10 protein-coding genes and 1 other RNA gene are annotated in these 13,427 nt (G+C 62.9%); 4 read left to right on the plus strand and 7 right to left on the minus strand.

Features of this window, described 5'->3' with window-relative positions:
- The first annotated feature begins 121 nt into the window (after nt 1-121).
- Both S4A8_RS13400 and S4A8_RS13405 read left to right on the plus strand, forming a co-directional pair.
- Nucleotides 122-850, plus strand: a complete 729-nt coding sequence (locus S4A8_RS13400) for a competence/damage-inducible protein A (protein ID WP_353220522.1) — start codon at nt 122-124, stop codon at nt 848-850.
- A gap of 99 nt (nt 851-949) precedes the next feature.
- Nucleotides 950-2,626 (plus strand): putative bifunctional diguanylate cyclase/phosphodiesterase, encoded by a 1,677-nt coding sequence (locus S4A8_RS13405; protein WP_353220523.1) that lies wholly within the window; start codon nt 950-952, stop codon nt 2,624-2,626.
- Nucleotides 2,627-2,669: 43 nt separating this feature from the next.
- Here the strand turns inward: S4A8_RS13405 and S4A8_RS13410 are convergent, their stop codons facing one another.
- From S4A8_RS13410 to ppsA, 4 genes are all read right to left on the minus strand, one after another.
- Nucleotides 2,670-3,701, minus strand: a complete 1,032-nt coding sequence (locus S4A8_RS13410; protein ID WP_353220524.1) for an MBL fold metallo-hydrolase — start codon at nt 3,699-3,701, stop codon at nt 2,670-2,672.
- Nucleotides 3,702-3,720: 19 nt separating this feature from the next.
- The gene (locus tag S4A8_RS13415; RefSeq protein WP_353220525.1) at nt 3,721-4,590 is read right to left on the minus strand and encodes a DMT family transporter; all 870 of its coding nucleotides are present in this window, start codon (nt 4,588-4,590) and stop codon (nt 3,721-3,723) included.
- Between the two features lie 62 nt (nt 4,591-4,652).
- A complete protein-coding gene (locus tag S4A8_RS13420; RefSeq protein ID WP_353177849.1) occupies nt 4,653-5,468 on the minus strand; it encodes a sulfurtransferase in 816 nt (271 codons plus the stop codon).
- Between the two features lie 33 nt (nt 5,469-5,501).
- Nucleotides 5,502-7,874 carry a phosphoenolpyruvate synthase gene (gene ppsA, locus S4A8_RS13425; protein ID WP_353220526.1) on the minus strand — a complete coding sequence of 791 codons (2,373 nt, stop codon included), beginning with the start codon at nt 7,872-7,874 and terminating at the stop codon, nt 5,502-5,504.
- Between the two features lie 145 nt (nt 7,875-8,019).
- Between ppsA and ppsR the strand changes: the two genes are divergently transcribed.
- Together ppsR and S4A8_RS13435 are read left to right on the plus strand one after the other, a co-directional pair.
- Nucleotides 8,020-8,856, plus strand: coding sequence for a posphoenolpyruvate synthetase regulatory kinase/phosphorylase PpsR (gene ppsR, locus S4A8_RS13430; RefSeq protein ID WP_353177852.1), 837 nt, complete (start codon nt 8,020-8,022; stop codon nt 8,854-8,856).
- 63 nt (nt 8,857-8,919) lie between these two features.
- Entirely contained in the window at nt 8,920-9,396 is a 477-nt protein-coding gene (locus S4A8_RS13435) for a DUF1249 domain-containing protein (protein WP_353177854.1), read from the plus strand.
- Between the two features lie 63 nt (nt 9,397-9,459).
- On the opposite strand, the gene S4A8_RS13440 is transcribed toward S4A8_RS13435, so the two are convergent.
- From S4A8_RS13440 to smpB, 3 genes are all read right to left on the minus strand, one after another.
- On the minus strand, nt 9,460-11,241 hold the full coding sequence (locus S4A8_RS13440) for a potassium/proton antiporter (RefSeq protein WP_353220527.1): 1,782 nt from the start codon (nt 11,239-11,241) through the stop codon (nt 9,460-9,462).
- A gap of 1,103 nt (nt 11,242-12,344) precedes the next feature.
- Nucleotides 12,345-12,706, minus strand: a transfer-messenger RNA (tmRNA) gene (gene ssrA, locus S4A8_RS13445).
- Between the two features lie 68 nt (nt 12,707-12,774).
- Nucleotides 12,775-13,248: an SsrA-binding protein SmpB gene (smpB, locus tag S4A8_RS13450; protein WP_353177857.1), complete on the minus strand. Its 474-nt coding sequence runs from the start codon at nt 13,246-13,248 to the stop codon at nt 12,775-12,777.
- Nucleotides 13,249-13,427: the final 179 nt, after the last annotated feature.

The following is a 13,427-nucleotide window of genomic DNA, read 5'->3' on the forward strand; positions in this document are numbered from 1 at the left end:
TGAAGTGATACGAACGGGCCACGTTTTTACGTGGCCTGTTTGTTTGTATCTATCGAATATTCAAGAGGCTTCGTACCGAGTGGATCACAGGCCATCTTCTGCGCCGGAGCGAATCGGCATCGTGCTGATTGGCGATGAGCTGCTGTCCGGCAAGCGCAGCGACAAGCATATGCCCCGCGTTATCGAGATTCTCGACGCGCGCGGTATGGAACTGTCGTGGGCACGTATGGTGGGCGACGATGCCGGCCTTCTCGAACAGACTCTGCGCGAAACGATGGCGGGCAACGATATCGTGTTCAGTTTCGGTGGTATTGGCGCAACGCCCGATGATCGGACGCGCCAATGCGCCGCAGCGGCCGCCGGCGTGGCGCTCGAATTCAACGCCGAGGGTCGGGCACTGCTGGAAGCTCGCTTCGGCGACGCGGCCTATCCCAAGCGTATTCATATGGTCGAATGGCCGGTGGGCGCACGCGTGATCCCTAACCCGGTCAATCAGGTGCCCGGATTCTCCTTCGGCCACCATCATTTCGTGCCGGGCTTCCCGAATATGGCCTGGCCGATGATCGAGTGGGTATTGGATACCCACTATCGGCATCTGCAAAGCGAAGAGCGCAATATCGAACGGCTCGTCGAAGTGCTCGACACCCCGGAAAGCGCGTTGATCGATCTCATGCAGCAGGTCATGGATGCCCATCCCGAAGTGCGAATTGCCTGCCTGCCCAACGCCAGTGGCAAGCGTTCTATCGAATTTGGGGTACGGGGAAGGCCGGTTGCTGCCGATAATGCCTTCAGGGCGCTGATCGATGCGCTCGATACGGCTGGCGTGCCGCTGGGGCGCGGCCGGCCGTAAGCGTCCACACAGGCTGGCGCGAATATATAGGGTTGAATCGCGATATCTTTTAGTGCTGCCGGTGCTAGAGTCGAACGACTCGCCCCGGGGGAGAGTGTTTTGCAGCAGTCGAATGCCGAATTTATGTCACGGGTGACGTCGATCTTTCGCGGCGGCATCTCGCGCTATGCGCTGTACGCATTTGCCATCGCACTGGTGGCCGTGCTCGTGGCCACGATTGCGGCCGCGATGCTCACCGGTTTGCCGCTGACCCCGGCCGGCCTCTATGCGGCGCAGACGCATAATCCGATGTTGCTTGCCCTGGACGCGGTTCCTTTTATCTTTGCCCTTTGGGGGCAAGGGTTTGGCGCAACCTTTTCGAGCGATACCGACAATCAGCGACCACGCAAGCGTGCCGGTGACGACAACGAGAAAGTCGCCCTGCAAGCCGAAGCCCGTCGCCTCGAACAGGAAGATGCGCTCACCGGGCTGGCTAACCGCGGCCATTTTCTCAAGCAGCTCGACGCTGCCCTGCAAACCGCACAGCTGGATCGCACCCGCGTCGGCGTGATCGTGCTCGATCTCGACGGGTTCTCCGAAGTCAACGACCAGTTCGGTGCGGCCAATGGCGATCGCGTGCTCAAGAGCGTGGCCCGTCGGCTGTCCAATGCGGTGGAAAACACCGGCGCCGTGCTTGCGCGTCTGAGCGGTGACAGCTTTGGCCTGGCCATCGATACGCTGCATTCCAATGGCGTGCTCGAAGACATGGCGGCGCGTATACAGGATGTACTCGCGCCGCCGTGCACCCTCGACAAGCTCTCGTTGAATCTGGCGGCAAGTATCGGCGGTGCGGTGTATCCCGATCACGCCACCGATTCCTATGGGCTGGTCAATGCCGCGGACGGTGCCATGCAGCACGCCAAGGCAGGCGGCGGCGGCTTCGAGCTGGTGCAGACGGCGTTGCCGGTCGAGGACGCCGAAATGCACAGTCTCAGCGCCGAACTGCGCGCGGCGATCGATGAGGACCAGCTGGTGCTGTATCTGCAGCCGCTGATCGATATCCAGGCCGACGAAGTGCATGGGGTGGAAGCGCTGGTACGCTGGCAGCACCCGCGTCGCGGTTTCCTGCCGCCGGGCGAGTTCATTCCCCGCGCCGAACGCGCCGGGCTCATGCACGACCTGTCGAAATGGGTCCTGCGGCGCGCCTTGGAATACAACGCCGCCTTGCGCAAGGAAGGCTGGTCGATCGGCGTGTCGGTGAATCTGTCGGCGCGCTCACTGCTCGATCCGGAGTTCCCGGACGTGTTGGCGGCCCTGCTGGCCGAATACGATGTGCCCTCGGAAGTGCTCACCATCGAGATTACCGAAGATACGCTGATGTCCGATCAGCGCCGTACCATGGATGTGGTCACCCGCGTCTCGAATATGGGCATCCATATTTCGATCGACGATTTCGGCACAGGCTATTCGCAGCTGACCTATCTCAAACGTCTGCCGGCCAGCGAGATCAAGATCGATCGCTCGTTCGTGACCGACATGCTCGAGTCCGATACGGACCTGGCCATCGTCAAGGGCACGATCGAACTCGGCCATGCGCTGGGTCTGCGTGCGGTTGCCGAGGGCATCGAGCACGAAAACCAGAGCGTGCGTCTGCGTGAGCTGGGCTGCGACATCATCCAGGGCTACTACATGGGCCGGCCGATGCCTATCGACAAGCTGCGCGAATGGCTCGCCGAGTGGCAACTGCATCATCAATCGCGGGCGGTAGCGATCGGCGAGTCATCGCACAGCCGGTAAGCGCCGGGCGGCCCGGGGCCAGGCGGCGGGCCTTGCCGGCTGGCTAGCCGGTCTTATGCGCGACGGGCGCGATGGCCAAGGCCTGGCCGAATGTCGGGACGATAAAACGGTCTGTGTTCAGCCCGGCCGCATCGCGGGCGCGCGCCAGTGCTCGGGCCGGTTCTGCCTGGCCCTCGTCGGTCAGCTTGAAGGTGGCAAAGTGAATGCCGATGCTCTGTTGAGCGTCCAGAATCTGATGGGCGTCGACCGCATCGGCAGGATTCATATGTTGTTGTGCCATGAACCAGCGAGGCTCATAGGCGCCGATCGGCAACAGGGCGACGCGCGGTGCACCCAGGCGTTCACGAATGGTGCCGAAATGCGGCCCCATGCCGGTATCGCCGGCGAAATAGACGGCGCCGGCCGGCGTATCGAACCAGAAGCCTGCCCACAAGCTCCGGTTGCGATCGAGCAGGCCGCGCCGTGACCAGTGTTGGGCTGGCGTGACGGTCAGGCGCAGCCGATCGTTCAATTCGACATCCTGCCACCAGTCGCCGCAGGTAATCCGTTGCGCGCCGAAACGCGCGAGATAGCCATCCACACCCAGCGGCACGACGAAATGCGGATCAAAACGCGCGACCAGGCGGGCCACTGACGCGCGGTCGAGATGATCGTAATGGGCGTGACTGATGGCCACGATATCGATGGGCGGCAGATCGTTGAACGCAACGCCCGGTGGGTGATAGCGGCGCGGGCCGGCCCAGGACAGCGGGCTGGCGCGCTCGGAAAAGATCGGGTCCGCGAGCAGGTTCAGGCCAGCCGTCTGGATAAGTACGGTGGCGTGGTTGATCCAGGTAATGCGTAGACCGTCATCGACCCGCTGCGGCGGTGCGGGCGGCGGCGCGAAGTGCTCAACGCGTTGCCAGGGCTGGTTTTCGCGATTGCGCCACCAGCGCAACAGATCGCCCGCGCTGTGGGTGCTCGGGCGTGCATTGTGAAAACGCCGGCCGTCGAAATGATCACTCACCCGGCCGCGATAGCCGCCCGCGATTCGGTCGATCAGTCGATTGGTTAACGTAAGAAGCGGCTGTTTCATGGCATGCCCGTAGTGAAAACTAGGCGCGTTGCCGACGCGTGACGACCACGATCAGCGCGGCACAGATCACCGACGCCGCTCCGAGCGCGCTCAACAAATCGGGCGTTTCCTGCCAGAAGATCCAGCCGATCAGGGCCGCGAACAGCACCGTCGTATAGATTAAGGCGCCGATATGGGCCGCCGGCGCCAGGCTATAGGCTCGGGTCAGCAGCAGCTGGCCAGCCGTTGCGATACTGCCGGCGCCCGCCAGCGCCAGCCACTGCGTGGTTGTAGGCGTCTGCCAGGCCAGGGCCGCCGGTATGGCCGATACGAGGGTGCCGAGCACGCTGAAATACATCACGATACGTACCGTCGGCTCGGTATCCGACATGCGCCGGATCGCGGCCATGGATGTGGCCGCGAGAATGCCGGCCGCCAGGCCCGCGAGCCCGGCCGGCCCCTGCCAGCCCAGACCGGGCTTGAGGATGAGCAGAACCCCGATAAAGCCGATCAGCACCGCCGGAAAGATACGCGCCGCCGGCCGCTCGCCCAGCCACAGGCAGGCAATGAACGGTAGAAACAGCGGCTGGCTGTAATTGAGCAACACCGCGCTGGCCAATGGCATCTGCGACAGGGCATAGAAAAAGCAATACATCGCGCCGAGCCCGGTTGCTGCCCGTAGCAGGTGCATGCCCGGGCGCGCGGTACGCATCGACACCGCGCTCGGCCCACGCCGCGCCAGCCAGGGCAATAACACGACCAGGGCGAACAGGTTGCGAAAGAACACCACCACGGGATTGGGCAGATCGCCGCCGACAAGCTTTACACAGGCGCTGACCACGGCAAACGCACCCGCGCCGGCGACGGCAAGGAGTGCACCGCGGCGCAGATCGGTGGCGGCGGTGGTCATGGCAATGGCGCTACGCGCCAGGGCTGCGTGCGTTTGCGCACGGGCCTCGCATCGGCCACGCGCTAGCGGCTGTCGTTGACGGGGGTATCGGTGGCATTGCCCCAGTCAGACCAGGCTCCGGGGTAGCCACGGACCTTGTCGAAGCCGAGGTATTTGAGCACCAGATAGGTATAGGACGAGCGCATATGGCTCTGGCAATAATTGACGATATCGCGCTCGCTTTCGATATCGTGATCGGCGATGAGTTGTAGCAGTTCGCTACGTGGGCGCAGCCGCCCGTCATCGCCCTTGAGCAGGTTCCAGTCGAGATTGATCGCGCCCGGGATATGGCCGCCGCGCGCGCTGCGCACATCCGCCCCGGCGTATTCTGCGGCGCTGCGCACGTCGAGAAACGCCACGTCGTCGTCATCCAGATGCGACATGATCCATTCACGATCGGCAATACGATCAGCCTGGCGCTCGACGGCGAATGAACTCGCGCCCGCCTGGGGTGGGCCGGCATCGAGCGCCAGGCCGGCCTGGTGCCAGGCGGCCAGGCCACCATCGAGCAGCGAGATCGCGCCATGGCCCATGGCATCCAGCGTATAGAGCAGGCGTGCGGCCTGGGCATCGCCGGCCCGATCGTAGGCCACGATATGGGCGTCGTTACGCAGGCCGGCGTCGGAAAAGACCTCGGCCAGGCGTTCGCTGTCCGGCAACAAGCCGGCGACTGGCGGCGCGCTGGCGATGAAGTCGCTCGCCGCGATCTGTAGCGCGCCCGGAATATGCGCCTGGGCATAATCGCGGGCGCTGTCGACCGCCACAATCTGGATGTCCGGTTCGTCGATGACCGCACGCAGGTCCTCGGCATCGACGAACAACGGCAGTTTGGCGGTCATGCAATCTCCTCGAAGCGGCTGACAGGCGTGCGACTAGACGCTTTCGCCGGCCAGATACAACCAGGTGCTGACCACGGTATCCGGATTCAGTGACATGCTTTCGATCTGCTGTTCGAGTAGCCATTTGGCCAGATCCGGATAATCGGACGGGCCCTGGCCACAGATGCCCACGTATTTGTTGTTGCGTTTGCAGGCCGCGATCGCTTTTTCCAGCATCACCTTGACCGCCGGGTCGCGCTCGTCGAACAAATGCGAGATCAGTCCCGAGTCGCGATCCAGGCCCAGCGACAGCTGGGTCATGTCGTTGGAGCCGATCGAGAAGCCGTCGAAATACTCGAGGAACTGATCGGCCAGAATCGCGTTCGAGGGCAGCTCGCACATCATGATGATCTTGAGCTCGTCTTCGCCGCGCTTGAGGCCGTGCTGGGCCAGCAGATCGGTCACGCCCTTGGCTTCGCCGAGCGTACGTACGAACGGGATCATGATCTGGACGTTCTTCAGACCCATGTCCTCGCGTACGCGCTTGACCGCAGCCAGTTCGAGTTCGAAGCAGGGGGTGAAATCCTCGGCCAGATAGCGCGAGGCGCCGCGCCAGCCGATCATCGGATTTTCCTCGTCCGGCTCGAAGCGTTCGCCGCCGATCAGGTTGGCGTATTCGTTGGACTTGAAGTCCGACAGGCGCACGATCACCGGCTTGGGCGCGAAGGCCGCGGCGATCGTGGCAATGCCTTCCACCAGACGATCGATATAGAACTCCACCGGGCTGGCATAGCCGGCGATATGCGCATCGATGGTCTTTTTCAGATCGTCGGGCTGCTCGTCGTATTCGAGCAGCGCGCGCGGATGCACGCCGATCTGGCGGTTGATGATGAATTCCAGCCGGGCCAGGCCCACGCCGGCATTCGGGGTCATGGCGAAGTCGAAGGCGCGCTCGGGGTTGCCCACGTTCATCATGATCTTCGTCGCGATCTCGGGCATCTTGTCGAGCGAGACCTCGTCGACGTTGAAGTCGATCTCGCCGTCATAGACATAGCCCGTATCGCCTTCGGCGCAGGAGACGGTCACGGCCATGCCGTCGCTGAGCTTCTCGGTGGCATTGCCCGAGCCAACCACGGCCGGAATACCCAGCTCGCGGGCGATGATCGCCGCGTGACAGGTACGCCCGCCGCGGTTGGTCACGATCGCCGAGGCGCGTTTCATGACCGGCTCCCAGTCCGGATCGGTCATGTCGGTGACCAGGATATCGCCGGCCTGGACCTTGTTCATTTCCTTGATGGACTTGACGTTGCGTACCTTGCCGGCACCCACGCGCTGGCCGATCGAACGGCCTTCGACGAGCACCTCGCGCCCGGCGGAATCCAGCTGATAGCGTTCCAGCGTGCCGCCGCTATTCGACTTCACCGTCTCTGGGCGGGCCTGCAGGATATACAGTTCGCCGGTTTCGCCGTCCTTGCCCCATTCGATATCCATCGGGCGCCCGTAATGGCGCTCGATGATCAACGCCTGGGCCGCCAGGGCCTCGGCATCGGCATCGGTAATCGAGAACCTGGCCTGATCGGCGGCCTCGACATCGACGAATTCAGTCGTCTTGCCGTGGCTGCGATCGGCGGTATAGACCATCTTTACGGCCTTGCCGCCGTTCACCCGGCGCAGGATCGCCGGGCGCTTGGCGTCCACGTTCGGCTTGTAGACATAGAATTCGTCCGGGTTGACTGCGCCCTGGACCACGGCTTCGCCGAGGCCCCAGGAGCTGGTGATGAAGACCACCTGGTCGAAGCCGGATTCGGTATCGATGGTGAACATCACGCCCGACGCGCCCGTATCTGAACGCACCATGCGCTGGATGCCGGCCGAGAGTGCGACCTGGCTGTGCTCGAAGCCCTTGTGTACGCGATAGGAGATCGCGCGGTCGTTGAACAGCGAGGCGAATACGTCCTTGATGGCGAGCATGACGTTGTCGAGCCCGCGCACATTGAGAAAGGTTTCCTGCTGGCCCGCGAACGAGGCATCCGGCAAATCCTCGGCGGTCGCCGACGAGCGCACGGCCACCGAAATGTCCGGGTTGTCGCCCGACAGCGTTTCGAACGATTCGCGGATCGCGGCTTCGAGTTCGGGCGGGAAGGGGTGGTCGATCACCCAGTTACGGATCTTCTCGCCGGTTTCGGCGAGTGCATCCACATCCTCCACGTCGAGCGCGTCGAGCGCGGCGTTGATGCGATCCGCCAGGCCGTCATGGGCAAGAAACTGGCGATAGGCATCGGCGGTGGTGGCGAAGCCGTCCGGCACATTCACGCCGGCATCGGCCAGATGGCTGATCATTTCGCCCAGCGATGCGTTCTTGCCGCCGACGGTTTCGACGTCGTTCATTCCCAGCTGGCTGAACCAGAGCACGTGCTCGCTTTGCAAGATGGAGTCCTCGCAGGTAAACGTTCGAAAGCGCGATTTTACACATTCGAACACGCGGCCGGGTCGAAAAACGCATTGCGCACAATCTGGCGGCACGACCCACCACCACTAGGCGTGGCTGCGACGCTCGTGCACGATAGCGCTCATGACCACGAACGATGCCCCCAAACGCTCCATATTCTTCCTGTCGGATCGCACCGGCATTACCGCCGAAACCCTTGGCGCGACGTTGCTCACCCAGTTCGATGAAGGCTCTTTCCGCCAGTCCACACTGCCGTTCGTCAACACGCCCGACAAGGCGCGATCGGCGCTGGACTACATGGAGCACACCGGTGCCGCGAGCGGACTCAAACCCATCGTGTTCTCGACCACGGTCAGCGAACAGGTGCGCGAGATTCTGCGCGAAGGCAACGTGGTCTTCCTGGACCTGTTCGATCAGTTCGTGCCGGCCCTGGAAGGCGCGCTGGACACCAAGTCCACCCATCGCGAAGGCCGTGCCCATGGCATCGCCGACGAAGATATCTACGAATCGCGTATCGATGCGATGAACTATGCGCTCACTCACGATGACGGTGTGGGCGAGAACGGCTACCGCAAGGCCCAGGTGATCCTCATCGCCCCGTCGCGCTGCGGCAAGACGCCGGTGTGTATCTATCTGGCCATGCAGCACGGCGTGTACGCGGCCAACTATCCGCTCACCGAAGAGGATCTGGAGCGGCGCACGCTGCCGCCGGCGCTCGCCGAACATAAGGACAAGCTCTACGGCCTGTGGATCGACGCCGAACGCCTGCATCAGATTCGTAGCGAACGCCGCAAGGGTAGCCAGTACGCGGCCTTGCCGCAGGTGTCCTATGAACTGCGCCAGGCCGAAAGCCTGTACAAGCGCCACGGCTTGTCGTACTCGGAAACGACCAACAAGTCGATCGAAGAGATCGCCACCATGATCATGCAGGACAAGAATATCCGGCGCCGTTCCTTCTAAGCCGCGCACGCGCATGCCGCGCCCCGATTTGAAAAGCGCCATGCCTGCCGTATAGTCCGACAGATGCCCACACTTCAACGCAATCACTGGCTGGCTTCGGCGCAGCCGCGCAGCTTTACGGGCCTGATGGGCCTCTACGAAAGCAATTATCGGCGCTTCGAGCGGCTGGTTCCGGAGCTGGACCTGCCTTTCGAGTCGGCCGAATCGCGCGGCGCCGACGCAACGTTGTATCTGCGCGTGGTCGAGCGTTGCCGCTACACGACCACGGTGCATCTGACCTACTGGTTCGGCGAAGGCGAGGACCTGCATGCCGACCCCGATTTGCTGCTGCGTGTCTATCAGGACGCCCAGCTGGCCGAGGCCATTTCCTGCGATGCGCGCTCGCGCTATGTCGCGCTCGCCGGCGTGCCCGAAATCGACGAAGACGTGCTCGCCACGCAATGGCCGCGCAATCTGTTGCTCAACAAGTGGCTGGCCTACTGCCTGGCCCAGGGGCACGGGTTCGGCGGCGCTCATCGGCCGCGCCAGCCGCACGACTGAGCTATACCAAACCGCAGCGCGCGACCTTGCCCGCCGCCCGCACACTTGTGCAGTCGTGAGGCCTTAACGGCCCTTGGCGGGTGGTGCGCTGGGTCGGCGCTTGGCCGACTTCGGCTCGGTTTCGGCTTCGCTGTCGTCGTGTAGCTGCAGACCCACGGTTTCGATGATGCCCGCGTGCAGCGAACGCACCGTCAGGCGCAGCCCGTCGACATCGACCACATCGCCTTCCACCGGACGACGCTTGAGCCGACGGCGCATATAGTCGGCGATCGACAGCTCCCAGTGATGCTCGGACAGGCCAAGGTTGTAGACGACGGCCAGCTCCGACATCGCGGCATCGCCACGCAGCGTGAAGCTGCCGAAAAAACGGCGCGCTTCGGGCGCATGCTTGGTGTCGCCGCGAAAAAGTTTGCCGAGTTCGTCGCTGTGTTTGGCGGGCGTGACCAGGTAGAGCAGATCGCCCACGGCATATACGAAATGCGCCTTGGGAAAGAGTAAATGGGCCGATCGCGTCACCGCAATACAGCGTAGCCCCTCGAAGCGTTGCAAGGCCTCCCCCTGGGTGGCGGCCAGACTCGAAGCCGGCTGGATACGAAATGCCAGCAGTACATAGCTGTGTCCGCGCCGGCCCAGAAAGCCGAAGCTCGCCGCCGGGCCGGGCTCCTGGGGCACCTGTAGCTTGAGCTGGCGCGCCGTCCAGGCCAGCGAACTGCCCTGAACGATCAGCGAAACCAGTACCACCGCGAACGTGATGTCGAACAGGAACTGTGCGCCTTCGAGTTCGGCCATCAACGGAAACAGCGACAGCACGATCGGCACCGCGCCGCGCAGGCCGACCCAGGAAATGAACCCCAGTTCGCGGGACGGAAAATTGAAGGGCAACAGGCTCAGCCATACCGCCAGTGGACGGGCGACGAACATCAGGAACAGGGCCACCAGCGCGGCCGAGCCGGCATGCGACCACAGCTGATGCGGGTTTACCAACAGCCCGAGCACCAAAAACATCCCGGCCTGGGCCAGCCATGCCAGCCCGTCCATGACGCGAAAAACATGCTCGGTGGCCGGGTTGCGCCGATTGCCCACGACCAGGCCAACCAGATAAATCCCCAGAAAGCCGCTGCCCCCGAGCTGGTTGATCGCGGTGAACGCCATCAAACCGCCGGAGGCCACCAGCAGGGCATAGAGTCCTTCCACCAGTTGCATGCGCGCAGCCAGAAACGACAGGGCGTAGCCCAGCAGCAGGCCGCCGGCAATGCCGATACCGAACTGGGCCGCGATCTCGCTGAAGATGCTCGAGGCCGAAAACGCCTTGCTCGCATCGATGGTAGCCAGCAAAAACGTGACCAGGAAAATGGCCATCGGATCGTTCGTGCCGGATTCGATCTCCAGTGTCGCGCTCACACGCTGGTTGAGCGTGACCCCGGAATTGCGCAGCTGCGAGAACACTGCGGCCGCGTCGGTGCTGGCCACGATCGAACCCAGCAGCAAGCCGTAGCGCCAGTCCAGATCCAGCCAGAACGCGATGAACGCGCCGGCCAGCGAGGCCGATATCAATACCCCGACGGTCGCCAGCGATAGCGCCGGCCACAGGGCCACCCGAAATGTCTGCAAATGGGTGCGCAGCCCGCCGTCGAGCAGGATGATGGCCAGGGCCAGATTGGCGATGAAAAACGCCAGTGGCACGTTGTTGAAATCGATCTGGCCGGGGCCGTCCTGGCCGGCCAGCATGCCGACCATCAGAAAGATAAGCAGCAACGGTGGACCGAACCGCGACAGCGAACTCGCGACCACGCTCAGAAAAAGCAGCAGGCCGACAAAAAAGAGAATGACGTTGGTATCGGTCATCGAATCCGGGAAAGGTCGTTTGACGAACGGCGTGCTTGGGGCCCGTGCCGGCAACCAGACAACACGGGCGAAGCCTAACTATGCCATGCCCATAGGTCATGTCCGCGAAACGCCGTGGTGAAGACATCGCTTTACCTAGGCTCTTCGGCAGGCCCCACAGGAACGCATAAACCGGCCACGCTCGGCCCATCGTGTTGCGTTCAGCCGGGCGTAAATATCGAGCGCGGGGTTTAGTGCGTTCAGCGCGGGCATAGGATATCGAGCGGCCCGTTGGCGTCGATCAAGTGAAAGGATTACATTTAGCTTTCGGGGCGGTGTGACGCCGGCTTCGAGATGACAAGCGAGACGGTGCGGGCGTCGGCGCGAACCCCTTGCGCGATAAGCGCGCAACCGGCGGGACAGCTCGACAACTCGAATTTCAGCGAGAGGCAGGGCGTATGAAAGATCCTGGATCTCGGCCGCCGTACATGCGGCTTGCCGCCAACGCGGGCAGCAGGCGTGTCGGCGGTCTTTGCGCCGAACGGCTCGCCCAAGCGAAGCGGTTCCGGCGCCACGCGGTAAGTCGTGTGGCGTGGCGCGATCGTCTGCAGCGGTGTGGCCCCGCGTCGGTGCGCATGCCGTTCGGCAACCTATTGACGCCAGGGCCGAGCGCGGACTCTGGCATTTCATTCGACCGCCGCGTTCGCCGTACCCGCGGCGATCGCGGTAGTGGCGTAACGTGGGCAGGCCCGCCGAGGGTCTGTGGATTTTAGCGGGGCTGCCGTCGCCCGGGTGCGAACCCTATAGACGGACACGGATTAGTCGGCGAGTGCCGTGCGTGACAAAACCCCGACGGCCGGCAGCGGTATTCAAGCCCACGGGCATCTCCTAGCCGCGTGGCCGGCAAGCCCGCCATGGTGCGCATGGTGGGCTTTTTGCGTGGTGGCCCGGCGCGCTATCAATCCGGCGCCAAAACATGCTTGGGGCAGCTGTTTTCAACGCAGCCGCTGGCTACGCAGGCATGGTTTCACCGAAAACGAACAGGCCGTCTCGGTGGCAGACGCCGGGCAAGAAAAAGGGCAGACCATTCGGTCTGCCCTGCATGCCTGATTTAACAGGCGTATTGGTGGAGGCGGCGGGAATCGAACCCGCGTCCGCGGATTCTCGACCCTCGGGTCTACATGCTTATTTCGTCTTTGATTGTCGGCGCGAGGTTACCCGACGAAAAGGGAAAACCTGCGCGTATCTTCGTTTGCTCTTAACGGGTCGGCCCGAAGCGGGGCCTTGCCGCGAGTCTGTAAGAGTCGATACCCGGGTCCGGAAGTACAGACACTTGCCGGTCGGGCACTAGCAGGCTTTTAAGCTGCTAGAGCGTAGTTGTCGTCGTTCGCAACTAGCTTAGGTTGCAAATTGATTAACGAGGTTGATTTGCGACCTCGGCATGCACCTCGGGTTTTGACATCCGCGTCGAAGCCATGTCGCCCCCGAAAAGGCAGATAGATTGTAACAGCAAACGAAGTGCGGGCGCTGCCTGAAAATTCAAGCCGGCTGTTATCAGGTGCGCAGAATCTGGGCCTTGCGCCGATTCCAGTCGGCTTCTTTCTTGGTTTGGCGCTTGTCGTAGTTGGCCTTGCCCTTGGCCAGCGCAATCTCGAGCTTGGCCTTGCCGCGCTTCCAGTACATTGCCAGCGGCACGACCGTGTAGCCTTTTTGTTCGGTCGCGCCGATGAGCGTGGCCAGTTCGCGGTCGTGCAGCAGCAGCTTGCGCGTGCGTGTCGCATCCACCACCACATGCGTCGAGGCCGATTCCAGCGGCTGGATATGACTGCCGAGCAGAAACGCCTCGCCGTCCTTGATCAGCACATAGGCTTCGGTGATGCGCCCCTTGCCGGCGCGCAGTGCCTTGACCTCCCAACCTTCGAGCACGAGTCCGGCTTCCAGGCGTTCTTCCAGGAAGTAGTCGTGACGCGCGCGCTTGTTGAGCGCGATGGTCGAACTGGGCTGTTTGCTGTTTTTTTGCTTTGCCATGGCCTTAGTATAGCGGGCCAGGGCAAGCAGGTAACCGGGGGACGATTTGCCAGCCGATCATTCATTGCACACACGCGTCTCAAAGTTAGCGCCATTGCGGGATAGCCTGCACGGCAGGTATGGGTACGGTGTGCGCACCACCATCGCGGCGGTGCGCCCGAGCGAAGGCGCCGCGCACT

The sequence above is a fragment of the Salinisphaera sp. S4-8 genome (genome assembly GCF_040361235.1).
GTDB lineage: Bacteria > Pseudomonadota > Gammaproteobacteria > Nevskiales > Salinisphaeraceae > Salinisphaera.